This is a genomic window from Streptococcus sp. 'caviae', assembly GCF_001937065.1.
GTDB lineage: Bacteria > Bacillota > Bacilli > Lactobacillales > Streptococcaceae > Streptococcus.
In genome coordinates this window covers 71,799-97,234 of sequence record NZ_MOWR01000009.1, presented here as the reverse complement: position 1 = coordinate 97,234, position 25,436 = coordinate 71,799, and the positions used below count along the sequence as shown (strand labels likewise).

The 25,436-nt window shown below is 43.6% G+C and carries 25 protein-coding genes; 2 read left to right on the top strand and 23 right to left on the bottom strand.

From position 1 onward, the window contains the following. Positions 1 to 9: 9 nt before the first annotated feature. The 9 genes from BMI76_RS09065 to BMI76_RS09025 form a co-directional block, all read right to left on the bottom strand. The gene (locus BMI76_RS09065; protein WP_075347256.1) at positions 10 to 201 is read right to left on the bottom strand and encodes a hypothetical protein; all 192 of its coding nucleotides are present in this window, start codon (positions 199 to 201) and stop codon (positions 10 to 12) included. A gap of 15 nt (positions 202 to 216) precedes the next feature. Next, positions 217 to 2,049 carry a molecular chaperone DnaK gene (gene dnaK, locus BMI76_RS09060; protein WP_075347255.1) on the bottom strand — a complete coding sequence of 611 codons (1,833 nt, stop codon included), beginning with the start codon at positions 2,047 to 2,049 and terminating at the stop codon, positions 217 to 219. 490 nt (positions 2,050 to 2,539) lie between these two features. Continuing rightward, the gene (grpE, locus tag BMI76_RS09055; RefSeq protein ID WP_075347254.1) at positions 2,540 to 3,088 is read right to left on the bottom strand and encodes a nucleotide exchange factor GrpE; all 549 of its coding nucleotides are present in this window, start codon (positions 3,086 to 3,088) and stop codon (positions 2,540 to 2,542) included. 54 nt (positions 3,089 to 3,142) lie between these two features. Further along, positions 3,143 to 4,177, bottom strand: coding sequence for a heat-inducible transcriptional repressor HrcA (gene hrcA, locus BMI76_RS09050; protein WP_075347253.1), 1,035 nt, complete (start codon positions 4,175 to 4,177; stop codon positions 3,143 to 3,145). 295 nt (positions 4,178 to 4,472) lie between these two features. Further along, on the bottom strand, positions 4,473 to 5,060 hold the full coding sequence (locus BMI76_RS09045; protein WP_075347252.1) for a glycoside hydrolase family 73 protein: 588 nt from the start codon (positions 5,058 to 5,060) through the stop codon (positions 4,473 to 4,475). Positions 5,061 to 5,063: 3 nt separating this feature from the next. Then, positions 5,064 to 5,816 (bottom strand): M15 family metallopeptidase, encoded by a 753-nt coding sequence (locus BMI76_RS09040; RefSeq protein ID WP_075347251.1) that lies wholly within the window; start codon positions 5,814 to 5,816, stop codon positions 5,064 to 5,066. Beyond that, positions 5,800 to 6,510, bottom strand: coding sequence for a histidine phosphatase family protein (locus tag BMI76_RS09035; RefSeq protein WP_075347250.1), 711 nt, complete (start codon positions 6,508 to 6,510; stop codon positions 5,800 to 5,802). The genes BMI76_RS09040 and BMI76_RS09035 overlap by 17 nt, the downstream gene beginning before the upstream one ends. Positions 6,511 to 6,582: 72 nt before the next feature. After that, positions 6,583 to 7,920, bottom strand: coding sequence for a PFL family protein (locus BMI76_RS09030; protein ID WP_075347249.1), 1,338 nt, complete (start codon positions 7,918 to 7,920; stop codon positions 6,583 to 6,585). A gap of 17 nt (positions 7,921 to 7,937) precedes the next feature. Further along, positions 7,938 to 8,204, bottom strand: a complete 267-nt coding sequence (locus tag BMI76_RS09025; RefSeq protein WP_075347248.1) for an ACT domain-containing protein — start codon at positions 8,202 to 8,204, stop codon at positions 7,938 to 7,940. Between the two features lie 243 nt (positions 8,205 to 8,447). Here BMI76_RS09025 and BMI76_RS09020 point away from each other — a divergent pair, with 243 nt between their 5' ends. Then, entirely contained in the window at positions 8,448 to 9,134 is a 687-nt protein-coding gene (locus BMI76_RS09020; protein WP_075347247.1) for a LexA family transcriptional regulator, read from the top strand. A gap of 166 nt (positions 9,135 to 9,300) precedes the next feature. Here the strand turns inward: BMI76_RS09020 and BMI76_RS09015 are convergent, their stop codons facing one another. The 7 genes from BMI76_RS09015 to BMI76_RS08985 form a co-directional block, all read right to left on the bottom strand. Then, complete coding sequence (locus tag BMI76_RS09015) at positions 9,301 to 9,951, bottom strand: metal-dependent transcriptional regulator (RefSeq protein ID WP_075347246.1); 651 nt, start codon at positions 9,949 to 9,951, stop codon at positions 9,301 to 9,303. 142 nt (positions 9,952 to 10,093) lie between these two features. After that, a complete protein-coding gene (locus BMI76_RS09010; protein WP_075347245.1) occupies positions 10,094 to 11,014 on the bottom strand; it encodes a metal ABC transporter substrate-binding protein in 921 nt (306 codons plus the stop codon). A gap of 23 nt (positions 11,015 to 11,037) precedes the next feature. Beyond that, a complete protein-coding gene (locus tag BMI76_RS09005) occupies positions 11,038 to 11,886 on the bottom strand; it encodes a metal ABC transporter permease (RefSeq protein ID WP_075347244.1) in 849 nt (282 codons plus the stop codon). Next, positions 11,887 to 12,606, bottom strand: coding sequence for a metal ABC transporter ATP-binding protein (locus BMI76_RS09000; protein WP_075347243.1), 720 nt, complete (start codon positions 12,604 to 12,606; stop codon positions 11,887 to 11,889). It lies immediately after the preceding gene. A 262-nt stretch (positions 12,607 to 12,868) separates the two neighbouring features. After that, positions 12,869 to 13,882, bottom strand: a complete 1,014-nt coding sequence (mvk, locus tag BMI76_RS08995) for a mevalonate kinase (protein WP_075347242.1) — start codon at positions 13,880 to 13,882, stop codon at positions 12,869 to 12,871. Positions 13,883 to 14,132: 250 nt separating this feature from the next. Next, positions 14,133 to 15,602, bottom strand: a complete 1,470-nt coding sequence (locus BMI76_RS08990) for a glycoside hydrolase family 1 protein (protein ID WP_075347241.1) — start codon at positions 15,600 to 15,602, stop codon at positions 14,133 to 14,135. A 10-nt stretch (positions 15,603 to 15,612) separates the two neighbouring features. Then, complete coding sequence (locus BMI76_RS08985) at positions 15,613 to 17,460, bottom strand: glucose PTS transporter subunit IIA (RefSeq protein WP_075347240.1); 1,848 nt, start codon at positions 17,458 to 17,460, stop codon at positions 15,613 to 15,615. Between the two features lie 157 nt (positions 17,461 to 17,617). Here BMI76_RS08985 and BMI76_RS08980 point away from each other — a divergent pair, with 157 nt between their 5' ends. Further along, positions 17,618 to 18,370: a MurR/RpiR family transcriptional regulator gene (locus BMI76_RS08980; protein WP_075347239.1), complete on the top strand. Its 753-nt coding sequence runs from the start codon at positions 17,618 to 17,620 to the stop codon at positions 18,368 to 18,370. Positions 18,371 to 18,680: 310 nt separating this feature from the next. Here the strand turns inward: BMI76_RS08980 and BMI76_RS08975 are convergent, their stop codons facing one another. Genes BMI76_RS08975 through BMI76_RS08945 form a run of 7 tightly spaced genes read right to left on the bottom strand, consistent with a single transcriptional unit; the run spans position 18,681 to position 25,034 of the window. After that, positions 18,681 to 20,348 (bottom strand): ATP-binding protein, encoded by a 1,668-nt coding sequence (locus BMI76_RS08975; RefSeq protein WP_075347238.1) that lies wholly within the window; start codon positions 20,346 to 20,348, stop codon positions 18,681 to 18,683. After that, positions 20,341 to 21,018, bottom strand: coding sequence for a response regulator transcription factor (locus BMI76_RS08970; RefSeq protein ID WP_075347237.1), 678 nt, complete (start codon positions 21,016 to 21,018; stop codon positions 20,341 to 20,343). The genes BMI76_RS08975 and BMI76_RS08970 overlap by 8 nt, the downstream gene beginning before the upstream one ends. Then, positions 21,015 to 21,671, bottom strand: coding sequence for a phosphate signaling complex protein PhoU (gene phoU, locus BMI76_RS08965; protein ID WP_075347236.1), 657 nt, complete (start codon positions 21,669 to 21,671; stop codon positions 21,015 to 21,017). Before phoU ends, BMI76_RS08970 begins: the two co-directional genes overlap by 4 nt. Further along, positions 21,668 to 22,417, bottom strand: coding sequence for a phosphate ABC transporter ATP-binding protein PstB (gene pstB / locus BMI76_RS08960; RefSeq protein ID WP_075347235.1), 750 nt, complete (start codon positions 22,415 to 22,417; stop codon positions 21,668 to 21,670). Before pstB ends, phoU begins: the two co-directional genes overlap by 4 nt. Continuing rightward, on the bottom strand, positions 22,410 to 23,294 hold the full coding sequence (gene pstA, locus BMI76_RS08955) for a phosphate ABC transporter permease PstA (RefSeq protein WP_075347234.1): 885 nt from the start codon (positions 23,292 to 23,294) through the stop codon (positions 22,410 to 22,412). The genes pstB and pstA overlap by 8 nt, the downstream gene beginning before the upstream one ends. Positions 23,295 to 23,296: 2 nt before the next feature. Then, a complete protein-coding gene (gene pstC / locus BMI76_RS08950; protein WP_075347233.1) occupies positions 23,297 to 24,142 on the bottom strand; it encodes a phosphate ABC transporter permease subunit PstC in 846 nt (281 codons plus the stop codon). A 10-nt stretch (positions 24,143 to 24,152) separates the two neighbouring features. Beyond that, positions 24,153 to 25,034 (bottom strand): substrate-binding domain-containing protein, encoded by an 882-nt coding sequence (locus BMI76_RS08945; protein WP_075347232.1) that lies wholly within the window; start codon positions 25,032 to 25,034, stop codon positions 24,153 to 24,155. Between the last annotated feature and the right edge of the window lie 402 nt (positions 25,035 to 25,436).

Genomic DNA, 25,436 nt, shown 5'->3' with positions numbered 1-25,436 from the left:
TAAATATAGTTACGACAGTAGTATCAACACCAATCCTAACACAACCGGTAGAATGATTAACTCCAATAATTTCTGCAATAAATAAATCGGTTTTCTTCCAAATAAAGTCTCATTTCCGCCCTCATCTTTAGGATATGCAACTACTATTAGGGCCCCAAAGGCAACAATAAATAACAAAAATAGAGCTAATAATCCATACATACCATTTCTCTTCCTTTACTTCTCAGTAAACTCGCCGTCTACGACATCATCGCCGCCCTTGTCTGATGAATCTGCGGATTGGGCTCCTTCTTGGCCGGCTTGTGCTTGCTGCTGAGCGGCTGCTTGTTCATAGAGTTTCATAGCCAAGGCTTGCGCTTTTTCATTAAGCGCTTCAAGCTTAGCCTTCATATCGTCAATATTATCTGATTCTTGAGCTTTCTTCAATTCATCAAGAGCTGCCTGAGCCGCATCACGTTCAGTATCAAAACCTTTGCCTTCGGTTTCCTTGATGGTCTTTTCAGTAGCAAAGATAGCTTGGTCAACTTCATTTTTAAGGTCAACTTCTTCTTTGCGTTTTGCATCAGCTTCGGCATTGGCTTCAGCATCTTTCATCATGCGGTCAATTTCTTCTTCGCTGAGTCCATCGTTAGACTTGATAACAATAGTTTGTTCTTTTTGAGTGCCAAGATCCTTAGCTTTAACAGAAACAATACCGTTTTTATCGATGTCAAAGGTTACTTCGATTTGCGGAATACCGCGAGGAGCAGCTGGAATATCGGTTAATTGGAAACGTCCGAGAGTCTTGTTGTCTGCGGCCATTGGACGTTCACCTTGAAGCACGTGGATGTCAACGGCTGGCTGATTATCTGCTGCAGTTGAGAAGACTTGTGATTTAGAAGTTGGGATAGTTGTGTTGCGGTCGATGAGTTTTGTGAAGACACCGCCCATTGTTTCGATACCGAGTGACAATGGTGTTACGTCAAGCAGAACGACGTCTTTAACATCACCAGTGATGACACCGCCTTGGATGGCAGCACCCATAGCAACAACTTCGTCTGGGTTTACTGATTTATTTGGTTCTTTGCCAGTTTCAGCCTTAACAGCTTCAACAACGGCAGGAATACGAGTTGAACCGCCGACCAGAATAACTTCGTCAATTTCTGACAAGCTCAAACCTGCATCAGAAAGAGCTTGGCGAACTGGAGTCTTCGTGCGTTCTACCAGGTCACGCGTTAAATCATCAAATTTCGCACGGGACAGACTTGTTTCCAAGTGAAGCGGTCCAGCCTCACCGGCAGTAATGAACGGCAAGCTGATTTGAGTTGAAGTCACACCTGACAGATCTTTTTTGGCTTTTTCAGCAGCATCCTTCAAACGTTGCAGGGCCATCTTATCTGTTGATAAGTCGATACCGTTTTCTTTCTTGAATTCTTCAACCAGCCAGTCAATGACTTTTTGGTCAAAGTTATCACCACCGAGTTTGTTGTCACCGGCAGTTGCCAATACGTCGAAGACCCCGTCACCCAATTCAAGGATAGAAACGTCAAAGGTACCGCCGCCAAGGTCAAAGACTAAGATTTTTTCATCTTTATCTTGTTTATCAAGACCGTAAGCAAGAGCTGCCGCAGTTGGTTCGTTGACGATACGTTCTACTTCAAGTCCGGCAATTTTACCAGCGTCTTTTGTTGCTTGACGCTGTGCATCGTTGAAGTAAGCTGGAACAGTGATAACAGCTTTAGTGACTTTTTCACCCAGATAATCTTCTGCATAACCTTTAAGGTATTGAAGAATCATTGCTGAGATTTCTTGAGGTGTGTATTCTTTGCCATTAGCCGCAACTTTTTCAGAAGTTCCCATTTTTGATTTAATGGAAAGAATTGTTTCTGGATTGGTTACTGCCTGACGTTTAGCAGCATCACCAACAACAATTTCACCATTCTTGAATGAAACAACTGAAGGTGTCGTACGGTTACCTTCTGGATTTGCGATAATTTTGCTTTCAGTTCCTTCGAGAACTGCGACTGCTGAGTTAGTTGTACCTAAGTCAATACCGATAATTTTGCTCATTATGTTTTTCCTCTTTTTTATAAATTCTTTTTGATATTTTCCTTAAGTGGTGGGGACGGCAGCGACCTCCTTCGGAGTTCCATGCCTAAATTTTGAACCCAAGGTTTCAAAATTTCCCTGTCAGATAACAATTCTTGTTATCTGACTATCACCACGGCGGAAAATATCGTGTAGCTCACTTCGTTCGCCTTTTGATGCGCGAATCAGTGAGGGATCTGTGCTAGCCTGCGGCTTGCACTTTATTTGTTTCATTAGCAGTAGCTGGCTGCACTTTCTACGCCCTTCAGACGATGAAAATACTAGTCAGTCTTACAGGGATGCGTCAGCGAAATCAAAGATTTCTGACTTACCACCTAGTTTACCGTCGTTTCGGACGTGATTATCTTTATTTTATTGATTAGCCAACATCATTGGCTAGTAAGGAGTCTAGGCAATCCGCCATAGCGGTTGCCGTATAATGATGAGGCATTTTAATGCCCATCATTATTGACTAGTTATACACCACCACCATGGCCGGTCTTAGCAAACGTTCATGGAGTTTGTAGCCCTTTTGCAAGACCTGTGCAATCGAATCTGCAGGGTGTTCTTCATCTGCTTCAAGAGTTTGTACTGCCATGTGAAGATTGGGATCAAAGTTTTCCAGTTCCACTTCTTCAACTCCCTCTTCTTTGAGAGCCTGAATTAGACTTTCCTGCACCATTTCGAGCCCTTTCTTGACATCGTCTGTTAGACCTTCCACAGCCAAAGCTCTTTCCAGATTATCAAGACTGGGGAGAATTTTCTTTGCCAAGTCCTGCGAGCGATACTTTTGTAAGCTCTGACGCTCTTCATTGGCACGGCGCTGAACATTTTGCATTTCAGCATGGGCACGCAGATACTTGTTTTCAAAATCTTCTGCTCGGTCAAGTGCTTCCTGCAGCTCCTTATTTTCAGGAGTTTCTTCAATAGCCTCTTCTGTGACTTCTTCAGCTGCAGATTCAGTTGTTTCAGCTGCTTTTGCTTCTTCCTTGAGCTCTTCTTTAGTCTCTTTTTCCGACAAGGTTACACCTCTTTCCTTTTTGTTTTTAACAATAAAATCAACTGTTTTCTTTGCTTAATGAACTTCATAATGATTACTGTTGAGATAACGGTAAAAGTCCCCAAGCTTAATAGCTAAAATACGGCTGATAATAGTAATCAGACTGACCGTCCGCCGATAATCCAAGTCCACCGGACCAATCACTGTCAAAATGCCAAATCCTCTGTAAGGAATCAGAAATTTCTGACTGATGACCGTCAGCTCTGCTAAACTTTTCTCGCGGCTTTCAGCAATTTGCACCCGATAAGTTTCATCTTCCGGGAGTGTCTCGCGAATCTCCAAAGCAGCGGACTGCGGATTATCCAGAAATTGATAGGTTTCAAGTCCTGCAAATTCCAGTGTTTTAATTTTACCGGAGATGAAGACCTTCTCTTGAAAAATTTGTTTGAAAATATGATCAAATAAATCCAAAACATTATCTGTCCGCGGAAAATACTTTTGAATAATCTGCGGAAGTTCTGTTCGCAAACGGTAATGGATATCCAGCACCGTCTGATTCAAGAGACGTTCCCGAACAATTTTAACAACAGTCAACAAATCGCTGTCCAAAAAATTCTTAGGGATGGCAAACTGCACCGTTATAGGACTGGCCTCATCTAAGGTTAAAACTGCCAAGGCATCGTGATTGCTGAGCTTAACAATATCAAAGGTGGTCAAGCACTGCCTCTTTGGCTCCACATCCATAATCAATGATGTATAGCCTGTCAGCTCTGCCAGAACATCGCTGGCTTTTTGCAAAAGGTCATCTAAACGAAAGACCTCAAAATCAAAAGCCTTAATCACTTGGTAGGTATCCTGTTCATCCAGATTATCTGGATTTAAAGAGTGTTCCACAAAGTAGCGAAAGCCTTCTTGGCTGGGCAGACGGCCGCTGGAGGTGTGCGCTTTTTCCAAAAGCCCCAGCTTCTCCAAAGCCGCCATATCATTTCTGATAGTTGCACTGCTTGAAGCAATCGAATTTTGGAGCGTTTTAGAACCGATGGGCTCATGCGTCTTAGTAAAAATCTCAACAATCAAATTGAGAATATCTTTTTGACGTTGGGTAATCATCTAAGCTGACCTCCAATCTCTGCTCAATAAAATTAGCACTCTTAACAACTGACTGCTAACTTCATGATTCCATTATACCCCATTCATAATTTCTGTCAAGGAAAAAACATCATTTTTTAGCACTCTTTTTATCTGAGTGCTAAAAATACATCTTAAGACCTAGTTTGTTTTTGAAATAGCCTTAAGAAGCCTTAGCTTACAGGTCTTCAAAGCTCAGCAGGTATATTATTCAGCACACCAAAAAACCAGGATGTCCCGCATGAGCATCGTGCACATACTTGGACTAATCCCAGTCTTATCGATCATAATTTGTCAAGTTGTTTTCTTCTATTGTAGTAATTAATTTATCAGCATAGTTGGGATCGCTGTTAAAACCTGCAGCCTGCAGAGCTCTGGCAACTGTTTTGTAGCCGCTGGAAGTTGTCATTGTTGTATAGAGCGCCTTATCCCATACCTTGTCCTGACGCAGGAGTGCCAGATAGTCATACAAGGAATCTTCCCAAGATTTATAAACAAGATAGCGGTTGGTAACCTGATGCCAACGGCCGTTTTTATACTCACGGCTTTTCAAACGAACTCCTCCCTGACCGGGTCTGGCTTTAATACTGAAGAGATTGTGGTATTTACTCGCCAGCAAAGTCCGGCCAAAATTGCTGTCCAAGGCTGCCTGTCCGATGATTACTGAGCTTCTCACCCCGTATGTTTTAGACAATTTTTGCGCTGTCGGAGCAATTTCTCTGATAAATTCTTTATGGCTGTAGGCACTGGCAGTCTCCTTTTGAGCACTCGCCAATCCTCCGCTGCCTAAAATCGGAAGGAAGACAGCCAGAAAAAGAAGCGAAATGATTACCACAAAAAACTTAAATTTGAGTCGTGCTCTCACCGCCTATTTCTCCTTTAACTTTTTTAAATATTCTTCTAAGGTCAGATTATGCTTGGTCATGTATTTGGCAGATTTTACGCCAACGTAGCGATAATGCCAGTCCTCATAGTCAATGCCTGTCGCACTCTTTTTATCCTTAGGAAAGCGCAGCACAAAACCATACTTAGGCGCAAGCTCAGCAACCTTGGCAACAACATCCGGATCGCTTTGATTGAGACTGTCAACAGTACTCATATCAACAGCCAAGCCCGTTTGATGCTCGCTGGCTCCCGGAGGCTGCGAATAGGTCTGCACCTGCTTTTCGGCTTCTTCCTGACTGAGACCGGAATTGTTTGCCTTTTCCTGAGTTACGTAGTTATTATAAAGTTCTTCTTGATAGGCAACACTGCGGTAGCCTGATATCAAGTGCTCACTGGCATCAATTTTTTGAGCCGCTGCCAAAAAACCGCGGGTGTTCTCTGCAATACGAGAATCTACTGAAATACCGTTAATCTCGGTTAGATCAGGATTCATCTCAGCTTTTTTATGGTCTCGGTTGACTAAAACCAGTTCCCAGTCATCTGGCGATGCATCCGGCAGATTCGCCGTCTGAGAAGAGGAGGTCTTTTTTTGAGCTGTGTGTGCTGTTTTGCTTTTGGCAGCTTCCTGATGAGTGCCCTGCTGGCCCTTATTCAGGAAAAGGTAGATTCCAAAAATAAAGAGCAGAACAACCCCGATTTGCACTAAAACAGTCAGTAAATTAGTTTTCTTTCTCATTAGCTTCTTTCAAAATTTGTCTTCCTTGGTGGCGGTAAGCCATGTCTGCAATCGTTTCAATAGAAAACTTCTGATTTTCATAAGAAACAACCGTCACACTGCCATTATCAATAGCAGTTTTCTCTTGTGCATGATCAACCAGCCATACAAATGTTCCTATGGTCAGGCCGTGACTGACAACGATAGCATTGCCACCGCCTGATTTTTCAATGGACTGGGCAATGGCTTCAAAGCCGCCGTAAATACGATTCTCAATCACTTCCCAGGGTTCAGCCCAATTAGCTGTATCTACTTCAACAAGACTGGCTGCCAGCTCAGGGTAAGTAACTTCTGTAAGAGTCTTACCCGTATGAAAAGCTGCTGTCCGTGGCAGAACTCCCTGAAACAGATCCCCGTCATAACCGCCGTCAAGACTGCCAAAACACCATTCTCGGATGCGCTTATCACGTGTGTAAGGCAGACTTTCATTGCCCGTCTCGCGAAGGATAATTTCCATGGTCTGCATGGTTCTGCCGCTGTCACTGGAGAAAGCTGCTTTAAAAGGTATCTTAGCCTCTCTCAGACCAATACCCAGCTCTCGTATTCCTTCTTCACCGAATTTTGTCAGAGGGGTATCACTCCAACCTTGGGCACGTCCAATTGTATTAAACATTGTTTTCCCATGTCTAGCTATATAGAGTTTTGTTTTTGCCATTTTTACCCTCCTAATCTAGCCTATATTATATCATGAAATGAAAACACTTGCAAAAAACTTGCAAGTGCTCTCCTAATTCTTAAAACTGTGTATTGGCGCAGGAATCTGACCGCCGCGGCCAATAAAATCTGCAGATGACTTTTTATTAACTGACATGACCGGGGCAGCCCCCAGCAGCCCGCCAAATTCGATCATATCGCCTTCTTTTCCTTTAGGAATAATCCGGACAGCTGTTGTTTTTTGATTAATAACACCTATAGCCGCCTCATCGGCAATCATAGCTGCAATCGTTGTATCCGGTGTATCAGCCGGAATGGCGATCATATCAAGGCCGACCGAACAGATAGCTGTCATAGCTTCTAATTTTTCAAGGTTGAGCGAACCGTTTTGCACAGCGGCAATCATGCCTTCGTCTTCAGAAACCGGAATAAAGGCTCCTGACAGACCGCCAACCTGATTGCAGGCCATGACACCGCCCTTTTTGACTTGGTCATTAAGAAGAGCCAGCGCTGCCGTTGTCCCATGAGTTCCGACCGTCTCCAGCCCCATTTCTTCAAGAACGCGGGCAACTGAATCTCCAACTGCCGGAGTCGGAGCCAGCGACAGATCAACAATGCCGAATTTGACACCGAGACGTTCACTGGCCAGTGTCCCCACTAACTGACCGATACGGGTAATTTTAAAGGCTGTCTTTTTAACCGTTTCAGCAACAACATCAAAACTTTGGCCGCGGACTTTCTCCAGAGCACGCTTAACAACTCCGGGGCCTGATACTCCGACATTGATAACAGTATCAGCTTCACCTACGCCGTGAAAGGCACCTGCCATAAAAGGATTGTCCTCAACAGCGTTAGCAAAGACGACCAATTTAGCAGGTCCCATTTCAGAAGCGGCAGACGTTTCCTTGATAATCCGGCCCATATCACGGACAGCTGTCATATTGATCCCCGACTTGGTTGAGCCGATATTGACAGACGAGCAGACAAAGTCAGTCTCCGCCAGAGCCTGCGGAATGGAGTTGATGAGAATTTCATCGCCTTTTTGATAACCCTTTTGCACTAAGGCCGAAAAGCCGCCGATAAAGTTCACGCCAATGTCTTTGGCTGCACGGTCAAGCGCCTTAGCCAAAGGCACATAGTCACTGGCATCTGTGGCAGCACCAATGATAGAAATCGGGGTTACGGAGATACGTTTATTAACGATGGGAATGCCCAGTTCTGCCGAGATATCATCGCCAACTTCGACCAGCTTGCCGGCTTTTTCTACAACCTTACTGTAGATTTTATCCGCAGCCTTATTGATGTCCGAATCGATACAGTCAAGCAGTGAAATCCCCATAGTAATGGTACGGACGTCAAAGTTCTGCTCTTCAATCATAGCGATTGTTTCAGTAACCTGTTTAATATCCATTTGCTCAAGCCCCCGTCTTATAAGTTATGCATGGCATCAAAAATAGCCGAACTTTGGATATTGATTTTGACATTCAAAGTATCGCCAAAAGTCTCAAATTCTTTTCTAAGCTGAGCAAAATCTTTTTTCTCATCAGCAGAAACGACGGCCATCATAGTAAAATACCCCTCTAAAACAGTCTGTGTAATATCATCGATATTAAGCCCCAGCTCCGCAATTTTCGTTGCTACACCTGCTACAATTCCAGTCCTGTCTTTTCCAACTACTGTAATAATCGCTTTCATAAAAGCCTCCAAATGTATGATATTTTATTTATTTTAGCATAAAAAAGATGAAAATTCTATATTCAAAAGATCATTAATGTTCGGTTTTTCCTCTATTTTACCCTTGTCTAACTGAAAAAATGTGCAGCAGCTATTACATTTCTAAACGTTAGCTGTAAGAAATAGCCACAGTAGCTTTTCCTTGCTTTTCACCGCCAAAGATGATAAACTATAATTAGTTTATAAACTAACAAGGAGAAGCTTATGTTTGCAGGCAAGAGACTGAAAAAAAGAAGAGAAGAGCTTGGGCTTTCACAGGCGCAGATGGCCGATCAGCTGGGAATTTCCCGCCCGTCTTATTTTAATTGGGAAGCGGATAAAACCCAGCCCAATCAAAAAAATTTAGCTAAGCTGGCTCGGCTGCTAAAAGTGGAGCCTGCTTATTTCTCTGCCCAGTATGATATTGTCCGGATTTACAGTCAGCTAAACAGGGACAATAAGGAAAAAACACTCAACTACTCACAAAATTTACTGAATCAGCAAAACAAGGCGGTGCAACCAATGGAAAACACACTCTATAGCTACAAAGTTTACGAAAAGCTGTCCGCAGGTACCGGCTACTCTTACTTTGGAGACGGCAATTTTGATACCGTCTTCTATGATGAAGAACTGGACCACGATTTTGCTGCTTGGATTTTCGGAGATTCTATGGAGCCGACTTTTCTAAACGGTGAGGTGGCTCTTATTAAGCAGACCGGATTTGATTATGACGGTGCCATTTATGCAGTCGATTGGAACGGTCAAACCTATATCAAGAAAGTCTACCGTGAGGAAAAGGGGCTGCGCTTAGTCTCTCTCAATAAAAAATACGCCGATAAGTTCGCACCTTATGAGGACAATCCGCGAATTATCGGGCTGATCGTCGGCAATTTTATGCCTCTTGAAGCTTAGGATGCCTGCTAAGAACTAAAGACAGTTTTAACGCTCGCCCTACAATGCGGACAGGGTGAAATCACGATACAGTATCTTTAAAATCAAAGAGCAGGACAAACCGATTCTTTTAAGATTATCGATTTATCCTGCTTTTTTACTTATGTCAAATACCCTAACAGCTAGCTTATGCCTTCTTTTCCACATAGATCTGGGCAGCGACAGCTGACGTAATCAGCAGCTGCCTGCCATCCTTTTCAACTGTATAGGCTCCGGCAAAATCATCATACTCCAAAAGCCTTAGTTCATCACCAATCTTTAAAGAACGCTGCTCCATATATTTGAGCAGCTGAAAATTATCCTGAACACGTTTTAAGATGTAAGACCCCTTCTTGTCTGTTCCCTTCAAGGTCGTATGGTATTTTTCAACCAGAGGCTCCCCGTGCTGAGGAATAGTACCGCCATGCGGACAGACTTTTGGATAATTGAGCAGTTTGTCCAAACGTTCAATAAAAATATCGGACACCGTATGCTCCAGCACCTCGGCTTCTTCATGAATTTCGTCTGCTGTATAGCCCAGATGATTCATCAAGAAAACTTCAATTAAGCGATGCTTGCGGTAGAGGGCTGATGTTAAAGCCATCCCTTCTTTGGTTAAAAGATAGCCTGCCTGCTTATCCTTAAGAATCAGGCCTTCCTGCAGAAGCTTTTTGACCATTTCTGAAACGGCCGGAGCAGAGACTGACATTTTGGCTGCAATCTGCTTGTTGCTGATTTTTTCGCCGTGCTCACCGAGTTCATAGATAATTTTAAGATAGTCTTCTTTGTTAGGTGTCATAGTTTATCCTCTTCTTTGTCAAACTCATTATATCAAAATGTTAACAAAAAGGGGATAAAAGTTTTTATTATCAGCCGTTTTACAGGGTCACCTTAAGTGAACAGGTCTATCCAGATAAAAAGATCAACTGCATGGATACAGCCTATTGCGATAAGCCTGCAGTAATTTTATCTAAATTCCATTTCATCATGGCATAGTAGCTGTCCCCGACCTGTCCTTTTTTAGCGATTGAATCTGTAAAAATCTTAGCCGTGATAGGAATGCCCGTATCCTTAGAGACAGTCTTCATTGGACGTTCATCAACGCTGCTTTCCACAAAAAGTGCCGGAACTTGTTTTTTACGCAGAGTTTCAACCAACTGTCGGATTTGATCTGGTGTGCCTTCTTCTTCCGTATTGATTTCCCAAATGTAGGCCGATGGAATATCGTAGGCCTGCGAAAAATACTTAAAGCAGCCTTCGCTGGTGACAATCATTTTCTTTTCAGCTGGAATACGGCTGATTTTTTCTTTAGCTGTTTGGTGCAGCTTTTCAAGCTTGGCGCTGTATGCCTGAAAATTTTTCTGATAATAGCGCTTGTTTTTAGGATCTTTTTCCGAAAGATGTTTCATAATATTCTTAGCATAAATAATGCCATTTTGGAGATTAAGCCAGGCATGAGGGTCTTCCCTGCCTTTTCTTTTGCCGCCTTTAAGGTAAATGATTTTAACACCGTCACTGACTGCAAAGTAATCTTTGCCGGACTTTTTGCCGGCATTTTTGACAAGTTTTGTAAACCAAGCCTGACCGCCATTTTCAAGATTAATGCCGTTGTAAAAAATCACATCAGCCTGAGAGGTTTTTTTGACATCTTCTGCCAAAGGTTCATATTCGTGCGGGTCACGGCCGACAGGAACGATGCTGTGCAGATTAATTTTATCGCCAGCGATATTTTTAGTAATGTCCGCAATAATTGAATTTGTAACTACCACATTCAGCTTTTTAGCAGCCGTCTTTTGTCCGGAACAGGCGGGTAAAATCACTAGGGATAAACAGGCAAGCAGTACTAAACCAAATTTTTTCATATCAATCCTCCTTTATATTATCGTCAAACAGAGCGCTTTTCACTATTTCTTTTTAGGAACCTTTGCTTAGGCGCAAAGACAAAGGAAAGCAGGAAAATCAGCGCTGAGGTCAAAACAATACTGGAACCGGCAGCAATATTAAAACTATAACCGATAAACAGCCCTAAAACAGATGACACAGCTCCTAGGAACGATGACAAAAAAATCATAGATTTCAAACTGTTGGCATAGAGATAGGCTGTTGCTGCAGGTGTAATCAGCAAGGCAACAATCAAGATGGTCCCCACGCTTTGCATAGCTGTCACGGATACTAAAGTCAGTAAAATCATCAGCAGGTAATGATAACGATTGACAGACACCCCCATCGATTTTGCCAAGGTAGGGTCAAAAGATGTCAGCAAAAGCGGTCTGAAAAACAGGGCGATGACTACCAAAACTGCCAGCGAGATTCCTAAGGTAATCCATTTGTCTGTGTCTTGTACCGCCAAGATATTTCCAAACAAAATATGAAACAGGTCGGTCGAACTGTTAGCCAGGCTAATCAAAATAACTCCTAAAGCCAAAAAGGAACTGAAAGTTATGCCGATAGCTGTATCTCCCTTTATAATGCTGTTTTCCTTAATAAAGGTAATCATAAGCGAAGCCAGAAGACCAAAAACAATAGCTCCTATAAAAAAGTTGATTCCTAAAATATAAGATAGGGCGACTCCCGGCAGAACAGCATGAGATATAGCATCTCCCATAAGAGACATTCCGCGAAGAATAATAAAACAGCCGATGGCTCCTGCGACAATACCGATAACAACAGCCGTGATTAAAGCATTTTGCAAAAAATGAAACTGCTTTAAACCTGTTAAAAAGTCTATAATCACCTAGACACCTCCTCCCACTAAAAATGAAGATCCGTAGGTTCTGCTTAAATTCGCGGGCGTAAAGACATCCTTTGCAGGGCCAAATGCAAGGACTTTTTGATTTAAAAGCAGCACTTGGTCAAAATAAGCCTCGACCTTGCTCAGATCATGGTGAATGACTAAAATCGTTTTTCCTTTGGCCTTAAGCTCCTGCAGAATCTTCATGATCGTCTCTTCGCTGACGGTATCAATGCCGGCAAAAGGCTCATCCAAAAAAATATAATCCGCCTCTTGAACCAAGCAGCGAGCTATGAGCATGCGCTGAAACTGGCCGCCGGAAAGCTGATTGATGGGCCGCTCAGCATAATCCGCCAAATTAACCTGAGTCAGTGCTTCCTCAACTTTCCTCCAATCCTGCTTTTTTAACCGTGAAAAGAAAGCAAGGCGATCAAACAGCCCCAGAGCTACGCAGTCTTTTACTCGGATTGGAAAATTCGGATCAATGTCAGCCTTTTGTTCGACATAAGACACTTTTTCAAGCATCTGGTTCAGCCTTTTCCCATCAATAAAGCTGTCTCCTTGATGATCCACCATCCCCAAAATCCCTTTAAAAAGGGTTGACTTTCCAGCACCATTAGGTCCGATAATGCCAGTAATTGCAGAAGGGGTGATTTCTAAGGAAACATGATCTAAAACAAGCCGATTTTGATAAGCGACACTTAAATTTTCTATTTTTAGCATCTTCTCCTCCTTTTATAGATAATATAACTTAATATAAAAATTAAGTCAAGTTAATTTTTATATTAAAGGTGCTTTTTTAGTTGCCGATAGCAGCTGACCAGCCTGTTCCTATTTGAAAATAAAAAAACAAGACAGCAAAGTGATTTCCTAACCACTTTTACTATCTTGTTTTTACTAAACGCTATCAGGCTAAGCTGCTGACAGCTGTGCCTATTGTGTTTGTTTTAAGGTTTTCTTTAAAAGTCTCAGCAGAAAGACTGTCTTAAGCTTTATCCCCCTGTTGTCTGCGCGACACACTGCCTAAATATTGGCACCAGGTTTGTCTGGCTCCATTTTCCAAAAGACTGACGGCAATCGTTTCAGCACTTTTTTTACTGTCTGCTAAGGCAATCAGACAGCCGCCGCGGCCGCCGCCGGTTAATTTCGCTCCTAAGGCGCCAGCCTGCCGTGCCACCTGACTCAATCGGTCCAAAGCAGCATTGGAAACTGTCAGAGAAGCTAACAGCTGATGGGCCTCATTCATAATTTCTCCCAGTTCTTGCGCCTGATTGTTCAAAAGAGCCTCCTTGGCTAATCTGGACAGTTCCCCTAATTCTTTGATTGACAGTTGAGCATTAAACCGATTTTTTTCTTGTTTTAAAAGTTCCTTAACCGACTGGATGGCCTTCAAAGTCTGACCCGTCTGGCCCGTATCAGCAACGACCAAATAAGCATCCATGTCAATCGTCAGCTGTTCAATCGGCTGATCCTTGACAAAAAAAACAGGGACTGTGCCGCTGGTCGTGACCGTGTCAATTCCAGAGGGATTGCCGTGCGCAATTTTTTCTGAGGACTGAACAATCTCCCAAAGTTCCTTGTCACTCAGATCCTTTCCATAAAAATTAAAAAGACTTCTGGCAATGGCAACTGCCACTGCAGCACTTGAACCCATGCCGCGCTCCGCAGGAATAGTAGAGCGAATCTCTATATGGATGGGCGGATCCTGCGGTGCTCCGATGCGGTAGAGGGAAAAACGAATGGCATGCTTAAGGCTTTCGAGGATTTCAGGCATCTTATGTACCAGGCCGTCATAGAAATCACAGGTGACCGTCAGCGCCTCGCCTTCTGCTTTGACTTCCGCTATCGTTTCCACAGCCGAAAAAGGCAGGGCAATTGCCGGTTCCCCGTAAACAACCGCATGCTCTCCCATTAAAATAATTTTCCCGGAGGCTTTCCCTAGGGCAATCTTTTTTTCAATGATAATGTTTCTTTTTTCTTTTAATTGAGGGTTAATCATATTCTTATTATATCACTTTTCTTAAGACTCCCAGATTTAAAAGATATTTTTTCTTAAGGTTTAGCACAATAATTATTTTTTTGCACCTAATATTCAATAAAAATCAAAAATAGACTGGGCGACGAGCTGAAGACTGCACTAGAACACGGCAAAGTGAAGGCAACGACGTGTATAGTTTGGATTTTTGAAGAGTATAAAACTCCCTCTTTATAGCTGCTGAGCTGCAGCTTGATAAAAGAGAGAGCCTTTTTTAAAAGTCTAGATCACCGCCATTACTTGCAATGACTTTTTTCATCCACTGATAAGACTTTTTAGGACTGCGCTTGAGACTGCCCAGGCCTTTGTCGTCCATATCAACATAGATAAAGCCATAACGTTTTTTCATCTCACCTGTTGAAAGAGAAACAAGGTCAATCGGGCCCCACATCGTATAGCCTAGACAAGCCACACCGTCAATATTGATGGCATCTGCCATGGCACGCAGATGGTCTCGCAGATAGTCAATCCGATAATCATCTTCTACATAGCCATTTTCGTCCGCCTGATCAACAGCTCCCAGCCCATTTTCAACGATAAAGAGCGGCTTTTGAATGCGGTCATAAATCTCATTCATGACATGGCGAAGCCCCAAAGGATCAACCGCCCAGCCCCATGGCGTTTCCTCCAAATAGGGATTCGCTGAGCCTCCGACATTGAACCAGTCATCACCTGCCTGAGTCGTGTTGGAACGATAGTAGCTAAAGGAAATAAAATCCAGCTGTCCTTCCCGTAAAAGCTCCTCGTCTCCTTTAGCCATCTGAATAGCTTTGACACCATGTCTTCGCCAAATATCCTTAGCATAGGAAGGATAATAACCGCGCCCCATGGTATCAATGAAATACCAATTTTCACGCCGTTCCTGCAGACGCTGAAAGACATCCTCTGGCTTGCAGGTAGCAGCGTAGAGCTCACTCATGGCGTACATGGCACCGAATTGGCTGTCTGGCATCATTTCATGCCCTAGCTTAACAGCCTTGGCACTGGCTACAAACATATGGTGCGCTGCCTGGTAGCGATCCTGGCCGGTTGAATTTCTGGTGCCGCAGGGGCCAAAGCCTCGAACGGCATTGATTTCATTAAAGGTCAGCCAATAACGGCAGCGATTCCCGTAACGCTCAAACAGCACTCGGCAGTATTTGATATAAGCATCGATTAAGTATCGGGAAGACCAGCCGTCATATTTTAAAGCTAAATTCACAGGCATCTCATCGTGGCAAATCGTAATCAGAGGTTCCATCTGGTACTTGGCCATTTCATCAATAACGCGGTCATAAAACTGCAGGCCTTCCTCATTGGGAAATTCTTCTTCTCCGGTAGGAAAAATGCGGCTCCAGCAAATAGAAAACCGAAAGACATTGAAGCCCATGCCAGCCATTAAGGCAATGTCTTCCTTGTAATGATGGTAAAAATCGACAGCCTTGTGACTGGGATAGTATTCATCATCCAAGAAAACCGGTCTGGCTTTGGGAGGCACCGGATCGGCATAGAAGAAAGAACTTCTGGGCCTAATGATAGAGCCGTCAGGCATTTCCATAGTATGATGGCGGGGACGCTCTGCTGAGCCATCTGTTTCATAATCGTGAGACAAGAGCCCGCGGCCGCCCTCACCAAAACCGCCTTCAAACTGAAAGTCCGCCGTAGCACCGCCCCATAAGAACCCTTCTGGTAATTGATAAGTCATAAATCTTCTCCTAAAGTACTGTTCCTGATTTTATTTTTCCTTCATGTCTGAGGGAAATGTGTTTGCCCTTGCTGTCCGTAACAACCATTATTGTGGTTATGTCATAGCCTTTTTGCACTAAGGCCTCACGGTCAATTTTCACAATGGGCTGTCCGGCCCTGACTAAATCCCCTTGTTTAGCAAGAACATCAAATCCTTGACCCTTTAACTCAACCGTATTGATCCCAATATGGACAAGAATTTCCACGCCGTCTGGTCGTGTCAGCCCAAAAGCATGGCCGGTTGGAAAAACGGTTGTCAATTTTCCGTTTGCAGGGGCAACGATAAAGTCACTTTCCGGACTGACAGCCACACCGTCTCCCATCATTTTTGATGAAAAGACTTCATCAGCAACGGCTTCAAGCGCCAGCAGCTGACCATCAGCAACAGCTACAATAGCATCATCTGCCACTTCAACCTTAACAGGCTCTGTCGGTTCTTCAAAGTCTTTGCTGTCAACACCTAAAACAAAGGCAACAACTGCCGCGACAGCAATGGATACTAAGATGCCGACCGCTGCAGCCATGGCTGTTTCCTTAAAAATCGGCAGAGACAAAATATTCGAATAGCCCATGACATAGGCCCGAACACCGAGGAGACTGGCAACAAGACTGCCAGCAAAACCGCCGGCCATAACGGCGTACATTGGTTTTTTGTATTTCAGATTAACCCCGTAAATAGCCGGTTCTGTAACACCGGCAACAATACAGCCGATGGCAATAGACAGGTACTCACTGCGTTTCACTTTATCTTTGGTCCGCGCTGTCACGCCCAAAACAGCTCCGCCTTCAGCCATATTGTGCATCAAGAAGGCTGGCCGCAGCATAGAATCATAACCCGGATCAGAAATCAGCTGAGGCATAAAAGGTGTGATGGCAGTATGCATTCCAGCCATAACCATCCATGGAAGCGCCGCTGCCAATAAGCCGACTGCCAAAGCACCGACCGTTCCATCCAACCACATAAAGAGGGCGGCAATTCCTCGGCCAATATAATTTCCCAAAGGCCCTAAAATGAGAAAACCTAAACTGCCGGCAATAAAAATGGTTCCCATCCCGACAAAAACAGCCTTAAAAATAGTCGGAATAATTTTATTCAGCAGCTTTTCTGCATAATAGGCTACGATTGCAATCAGTACAGCAGGCAGCAAGGTTGTTCCATAAGAGAGCAGATTGACTGGCAAACCAAACAAACTAACGGGCTTTGCGGCTGTTACCAAAGCTGTAAAATTCCCATGCAGCAAGGATGCTGCTGCAGCCATAGCGTAAATCTGAGTTCCGCCAAGTTTAGTTGCTGCCCCGTAAGCTACAAAAATAGGCATAAAATAAAAGGGCGCATCTGCAATAGCCGAAAGCAGCTGATAGCTGGAGGTATTCGCATAATCCGCACTGATGAAGGTAACCACCAGTAAGAGTGCTACTTTCAGCATACCGCCAGCGATCAGACCCGGAATCATCGGCGTTACTGTGCTGGAAATAAAGCCGATTATTTTGTTCAGAACATTTCCCCAAGTCAAGGGCTCCTTTTGTTTTAAATCACCATCTAAATTTTCATCAATCACTCCGCCAGTCTTAATGTCAAAGTCATGAAGAATAGCATCATAGACAGGAAGAAGATTTTCTCCTAAAATGACCATATACTGACCACCGGCGTAGACCACTCCGATAACGCCATCCAGCGCTTCTAGAGCTTTTTTGTCTGCTTTCGTAGCATCTTTGAGGTTAAATCTCAGACGTGTCATGCAGTGTGACAGTATCTCAACATTGGCTGCGCCGCCGACGTCTAAAACGATATCTTGGGCTAGTTTCTTATAATCCATAGCTCCCTCCTTTTGATAAAATTATCAAAAAAAATTGTTATTTTTTACAAATTATACGACCTTTTGAAAGCGGTGTCAATATCTTTTTGGTAATTTTTTTATTATATTTTGACAATTTTGCCGTTTTCAATTACAATATTATATTAGGTGGAAAGCTATGAATTTTTTAGAAAACATTGAACTGCATAAAACAGATTATTCCAAGACCGAATGGAAAGTCTATCAGTACGTCATCAAAAACATTGAAACGTTAGAGACCTTTACAATTACTAAAATTGCTGAACTGTCACACACTTCGACCTCTGCTGTCCTGAGATTCTGTCAGACCTTGGGCTACAAAGGCTTTAAAGATTTCCGCTATGCGGCTATTGATTACCTTCATCATTACTACAAGCGGGACTCTGCCGATATTTTGGATCAGATGACCGATAATTACACCAGTCTTATCAATCAGATACGCAATCTCAACCGAGATGATATTAATCGTCTGACTCAGGCAATTTTGACACCTGAAAAACTGCATATTTTTGGTATTTATTTATCCTCTCTGCCGGCTAGATACCTGCATATGGGCCTGCAAAACATCGGTATTGCCAGCCATTTTGCAGGCGATTTAAACAGCGGCTCCCATCTAACCAACATCATCAGCGAAGAGGACACACTGGTTATGTTTTCTGTGGTAGGCAGCATTTCCAATTATAAAAAAGCCCTGTCGGCTCTGCAGAACAATATGCCCAAGAATTCCTACTTGATTACTCTCAATGAAAAAGCCACATCCGCTAAATATTTCGGGCACACCATCGTTCTTCCCGGAAGCGTCTTCAGCCAGCAGTCCATTGTCGATATCCAGTCTGTAGCTATTATTTTTGTGGAAATCCTTCTCAATTTAATTCATGAGAAGCTAGGATGATTGAAATAAAGCTGCCAAGGAGCTGTTGAAGTCAGCTTTCCTTCTGCACAATTAGTTAGGACTGAAGCCGCTGTGCTGATATTTGTCGTCTGGAAGGCTATCTAAGCTCAAACCGGCAGGGTCAATCAGTCTTTCTTACTCCCCGCTATTGCCTTTATCAACTCTAAATCAACTCAAAAGGGGCACTGTTAATATCAATCACTCACTGCATTGATAAAAACTCAAAAACGAGGCTGAGCTAAAAACCCAGCCTCGTTTTGCATCTATCAAAGCAGTATCAGATTGACAGTAAGAAAATGTTAGATTCGTTTTAGAGTTCTCCTGACTCCCCTTTAAAGGTAACTGTCATGGTTGTTCCTTGGCCTTGGACGCTTTGGACGGTGATGGCAGCATCGTGGATTTGCAGGGCATGCTTGACGATGGAAAGTCCCAGGCCGGTGCCGCCGACTTTTTTCGAACGGCTCTTATCCACTCTGTAAAAGCGCTCAAAAATACGCTCTTGTTCAGTGTCATCAATTCCAATGCCTGTATCTTTGGCCTCCAAGATAACTGTATCCTGCTGCGGCTTCACACTGACAAAGACTTCGCCATGCTCCCGATTGTACTTAATGGCATTGTCGCAAAGATTGTAAATAACCGAATGAAGCAGGGCCGGATTGCCTGTTACTAAAGCCGTCTGCCCCGATAAGTTCAAAGATACTTTCTTTTGGGTCGCTCTGGATGAGAGGGTGTCCAGTACATTTTTTGCCACCTGATACAGATCAACGGTTTCCATCTTTACTTGGGAAGACTCATCTAAATGCGATAGATTAATAATGTCTTCAACCAGCTGAATCATGCGCTGTGACTCAATGTAGATTTTTTCCGAAAACTGCTGTACATCCTGACTGGAGACCAAATCATTAGTCATCATTTCAGAATAACCGGCAATCAGGTGCAAAGGTGTTTTTAGCTCGTGGGAGACGTTTGCTGTAAATTCCCGTCGCATATTTTCTGCCTGCAGCTGTTCCGTAACATCAAACAGCAAAATCATGACACCGGTCACCTTGCTGTCTGCGGTAATCGGCCGTATCAGCATACGGTAGCTATCCTTGCCAAAAGCAATCAGGCCTTCTTTTTTCTTGCCTGTCAAACCTTCTTCCAAAAGCTGGTTGAGTGCAATATCGCGGGTTATTTCTAAAATATCCTTGCCCAGACAGCTCTTATCTGTCTGAAAAAGCTGCATGGCTGCTGCGTTAATACTGATAATAGAGCGTTTTTCGTCTAGCAGAATCATGCCTTCTCTGATTTTAGAGATAATGGTGTCAAATTCTTGTTTTCTTCTTGTCAGCAGGTCATCTTGCTTTTGCAGTTCTTTTTGGTGCCGATCAATGCGTCTTAGAAGCGGTGACAGCTCTTCGTAAACATCATTGGCCAGCGGCTCCTCCAAATTCAAGCGATTGAGAGGTAAGACCAGTTTTTTGGCGGTGTATCTGGCCACAAGAATTGAGAGCAGTACCGCCAGGACTACAATCAAAATCAGCGGCTGCAGCATGCCCAGCAGTAAGAGAAGAATGCTGCGCTGAGTGATTGACAAGCGGACAATCGTTCCATTATCCAATCTTTGAGCAACATAGAGCGAACGCTGGGTCAGCGTTGACGAATAGCGCGTACTTTCGCCATAACCGTCTTTCAGCGCTTCTTTAATTTCTTCGCGGTTGCCATGGTTGCTCATTTTAGCCGGATTCGACTTGGTATCATGGAGAACCTTCCCCGTGTTATCTACCCAGGTGATACGAACATTGGACGTTTTCAGACTGTCAAAATAATCTTGTCCGTCCAGAGAAATTCCTTGAGCTGCCAATGCAGTCTGCGTCTGCAGCTGTTCCGTCTCAACTTCTGTAAAATAGCGATAGAGCACCCCCATTATTAAAATCAAAGACGACAGAAAGACACCAATATTGGCTAATAAAATCGACCGAAATAGTTTTTTAGTCATGCGGCTCCTCCATTCGATAACCGACTCCGCGCACGGTATGGATGTATTCTCCGCAAGGCCCCAGCTTTGTCCGCAGAGTGCCAATATGAACATCCACCGTCCGCGTTTCAATCAGGAAATTATCGCTCCACACTTTTTCCAACAGTTCCTGACGGGTAAAAACACGGCTGGGATGGCGCATGAGTGTAGACAGCAATTCAAATTCCTTGAGTGTCAGATCAATCCGTGCACCGTTTCGTGTCACTGTGTAATTGCTCGGATTGAGCCTCAGCTGACCAAAGACAAGCTCTTCATCTTTTTGCCCGCTGCCGCTGCGGCGCAGCACTGCCTTAATACGAGATACCATCTCCATCATGCCAAAAGGCTTGACCAAGTAATCATCTGCTCCCAGATCCAACCCTTTGACCTTGTCATATTCAGTTCCCTTAGCTGTCGCCATGATAACAGGAATATGGGAGCCGGCCTTATCTGAGCGCAGCTTTTTTAGAATGCTGAGCCCATCTTCCTCAGGCAGCATAATATCTAAAAGAATGAGTTGGGGCTGCTCTTTATTGAGAGCCTGCCAAAAAGACTGACTGTCAGGAAAGCCCTGAGCTTCAAAACCTGCAGTGCGCAGGGTATATAGCATCAGCTCACGGATATCATCGTCATCTTCAATGCAAAATATCATGTTGCTTCTCCATCTAACTGCCCTGTGATTGAAAAAAGTACCCACTTGGCAATATTAACTGCATGGTCTCCGATTCGCTCGATATATTTTGAAACCATCAGGACATCAATGGCATATTCTCCGTCGGCATCTGCCTCGGTAAAATATGTAATCAGTCCTGCTTTTATTGTATCAAATTGTTGGTCAACATGGCTGTCTTTAATAATAACTTCTTGGGCCAGAGCTTCATCATCACGAACAAAAGCATCAATACTGTCTGTTACCATCTGAACGACAAAACGTGCCATTTCTTGGAGAAGCTGAACCTCTTTCTGCCCGGATTTAATATGCTTTAAGGCGATAATACTAGCAATCTCAGCCGACTGAGAGCCAATGCGCTTCATGTCATAAATCATTTTAAGAGCAGCTGATATCCGCCGTAAATCCTTAGCTACCGGCTGCTGGCGAAGCAGGAGCTTCAAGCACTGTGACTCAATATCTCTTTCCAGCTGATCAGTCTGACTGGCAATTTCACTGACATTGTTAACCAGATAAAATTCATCGTCTTCTAAAATATCAAGAGATTTGGAAATGGCCTCTTCGCAAAGGGCCCCCATTAAAATTAAATCTTTATTCAGTTCATTAAGCTGATTTTCGAATTTTGAACGCATCAACCAAACCTCCCTGTAATGTATTCTTCCGTCCGTTTATCCTGCGGCAGTGAAAAGAGCTGGCTGGTCTTATTGTATTCAATCACTTCTCCCAGGAGGAAAAAGGCTGTTTTATCAGAAATACGGACCGCCTGCTGCATGTTGTGAGTGACCATGACAATGGTGTATTTTTTCTTCAGTTCTGTTACCAGATCTTCGATTTTAGCAGTAGAAATCGGGTCTAGGGCACTGGTTGGCTCATCCATTAACAGCACATCGGGTTCAATCGCCAGAGCTCTGGCGATACAGAGACGCTGCTGCTGACCGCCGGACATGCCAAGTGCTGACTTGTTCAAACGATCCTTCACCTCATCCCAAATGGCCGCATTCTTTAAAGAGCGCTCAACAATTTCATCCAGCTGCGCTTTAGCATGAATGCCGTGTGTCCTCGGACCAAAAGCAATATTGTCATAGATACTCATTGGAAAAGGATTGGGCTTTTGAAAAACCATACCGACTTTTTTGCGTAAAACATTAATGTCAATATCGCGGTAAACATCTTGCTTATCAAGCAGCACATCGCCAGTGATTCTACAATTTTTGACAAGATCATTCATGCGGTTGAGGCTCTTTAAAAGGGTTGACTTCCCGCAGCCTGACGGTCCGATAAAGGCCGTTATCTCATGCTCTTCAATAGCCAGATTGACATCTTTTAAGGCATGAAAATCCCCGTAATATAAATCCAAATGATTGATGGCTAATTTACTCATTGCCTGTCTCACTTCCTAATTTTCTCGCAATTGTCTCCGAAAGGAGGTTAATGATAATCACCAGCACCAGCAAGACAACTGCTGTCGCGTAGGTTTGGTTAATATACAGCCCTTCTCCCGAAATGGCATACATGTGCACTGCCAAGGTTCTGGAAGACCGAAAGAGGCTCTTGGCGACTTCTGCTACTGTTCCCGCCGTAAAGATAAGGGCAGCTGATTCACCGACAATTCTCCCGATAGCCAGAATAACACCCGAAAAAATACCTGGCATCGCACTGGGCAGCACGATGTGAAAAATAGTGCGGAGCTTTCCGGCACCCAGAGCAAAACTGCCTTCACGGTAACTGTCAGGCACAGATAAGAGGGCTTCTTCTGTCGTACGCATGATCAAAGGTAAAATCATGATGCTTAGGGTCACTGCTCCAGACAGGAGCGACAGACCAAAATGCGCATATTTCACAAAGAACAGCGCTCCGAAGAGACCGTAAATGATGGACGGAATCCCAGAAAGTGTCTCTGTTGCAATACGGATGACAGAAACAAAAGGATTTTCCCGTTTGGCATATTCTGTCAAATAAATAGAGGCCCCGATACCGATAGGAACTGCCAAAATTAAGGACAAGACCGTGATAAAGACCGTGTTGACAAGGGCCGGCAGCAGGGAGACATTCTCACTGGTATAGTTAACTTCAAACAGTTTAGGGCTGAGATTGGGAATCCCCTTGATTAAGATGTAGCCCACAATAAAGACAATAGCTACAAAAGTAAGCACAGCTGCACCATATACCAGCAGGAACAAAAAAAGAGAGACCGGATCCTGCTTGTAGGACTTTAATTTCTGCTGAAAATTTCGTTGATTTATATTTTCCTTTTCCATGACTAATCCTCTTTATGAAGCAGGGAGAAACTGATATTGATAATAAGGACAAAAATAAACAGAATAACCGCTGTCCCGATTAAAGCTTCTCTATGCAGGCCGCTTGAGTAACCCATTTCCATAACAATATTGGTGGTCAGGGTTCGAATGCCGGATGTCAGAGAATCAGGCAAAACAGCTTGGTTGCCGGCAACCATGATAACTGCCATGGTTTCACCAATTGCTCGGCCAATACCTAAAATCACAGCTGCCAGAATCCCACGTTTGGCTGCTGGTAAAACGGCAAAAAAGACGCTGCGTTCATGCGAGGCTCCCAAGGCAAGCCCGCCTTCATAATAACTGTTGGGCACTGCTCGGATGGCCGATTCAGAAACGCTGATAATGGTTGGTAAAATCATCAATCCCAGCAAAACTGATGCCGTAAGAACACCCATACCAAATCCGCCGATATGTTCCCTGACAAAAGGCACTAAAACCACGAGACCAAAGAAACCGTAAACAACAGACGGAATGCCTGCCATGAGATTGATAGCGCTGCGCAGGGGCCTGTAAATTTTTTCCGGACAAAATCTGGCCATAAAAACTGCTGTCAGCACACCAATAGGAACCCCTATCACAAGGGCCCCCAAAGTGACATAAACGGATCCCACAATCATAGGAAAAATGCCATATACATTATTAGCAGGCTGCCAAACAGTACCTAGGAGAAAGTTCTTAAGACCGATTTTTTGAATGGCAGGGATACCGCTTGAAAAAAGGAAAACACAGATTAAAATAACCGATATAATAGAAATACAGGCGGTAAGAAAGAATACCGCTTGCATTATTTTTTCTTTAGAATGATTCATTCACAGCTCCTTATTTTGAGAGAACATCATCCCATTTTGTCGTATCGCCCTTAAAGATAGCTTTGACCTGTTTGCTGGTCAGCTCCTTGACGCTGTTGCCTTTATTGACAATAATCGCAATCCCGTCCAGAGCAATTTTCTGCGATTTCACACCTTTTGAGGTTTCCGATTTTTCAAGTTCTCTTGAAGCCATTCCAATATCACAGGTTTTGTCAATGGTATTGGTAATGCCAGTTGATGAGTCGCTCTGCTGAATTTCAATCGTTACCTTAGAATTGACTTTCAGGTAAGCTTCCTTTAGTTTTTCCATAACCGGCGTTACTGAGCTTGAGCCTGAGATAACCAATTTCCCGGAATCAACACTGGATTTATATTTTTCTTTTCCGTCAACTGCAATATAGCCGTTATTTTCAACAACCTTTTGACCGTCGCTGCTCATAATGTAGCTGATGAAATCCTGAGCCACATCACTGATCTTATCGTGTGTCACGATGTTAAACGGACGGGAAATTTTATAGCTGCCGTCCTTGACATGCGCAATCGTCGCCTTAGTACCGTCAATCGATACAACCTTGACCTTGTCGTCTAAAGAGCCCATGGAAACATAACCAATAGCATTTTCATCACCGGCAACTGTTGTCAGCATCACCGCTGTAGAGTTTGTAACAGCAGCTTTATCGGTTGTCAAATCAACCTTTTCGCCGTTGCTCTTTTCCTCTTCAATGCCAAAGAGCTCAACAAAAGCCCCTCGCGTTCCCGATCCGTCTTCACGGGAAACAACATTTATCGTCTGTGAAGACGACTTTGAGTTTGAATTGCCGCAGGCACTCAACAAAGCTAAACCAGCCAAACCAGTCAGCGCAAGCGCCGATATGAATTTCAATTTTTTCATGATAGACTCCTCATCTAAAGACAGTATTAATCTTACAGTCCTTATTATACGCACCAAACATCAAATCTTTTACCTTGGTTGTGTAAAGTTTTTGTAAAATGTTCCGGTGGGTTAGTTTGTCCCAGCAGCATTCCTATATAAAGGGGCAGGCAGCTTTGCTTTGAAAATCTATTCAAACAGCCTTTTCATTGCTATTCAATCGCTCTCAGCAGACCTGCAAAAATTTAAACAGTATAGCAAAAACACTCCATAGCTGAACCATGAAGTGTTGATAACTGTTGATATACCTGAATTATTAGCGTTTTTGAGAACTGCTCAGATTTTTATATCCAACTGCCTTATCGTTTATTCTTACCTTTTAATGTTAAGCAATACATATAAGATTGATAAAGGGGCGGAGTC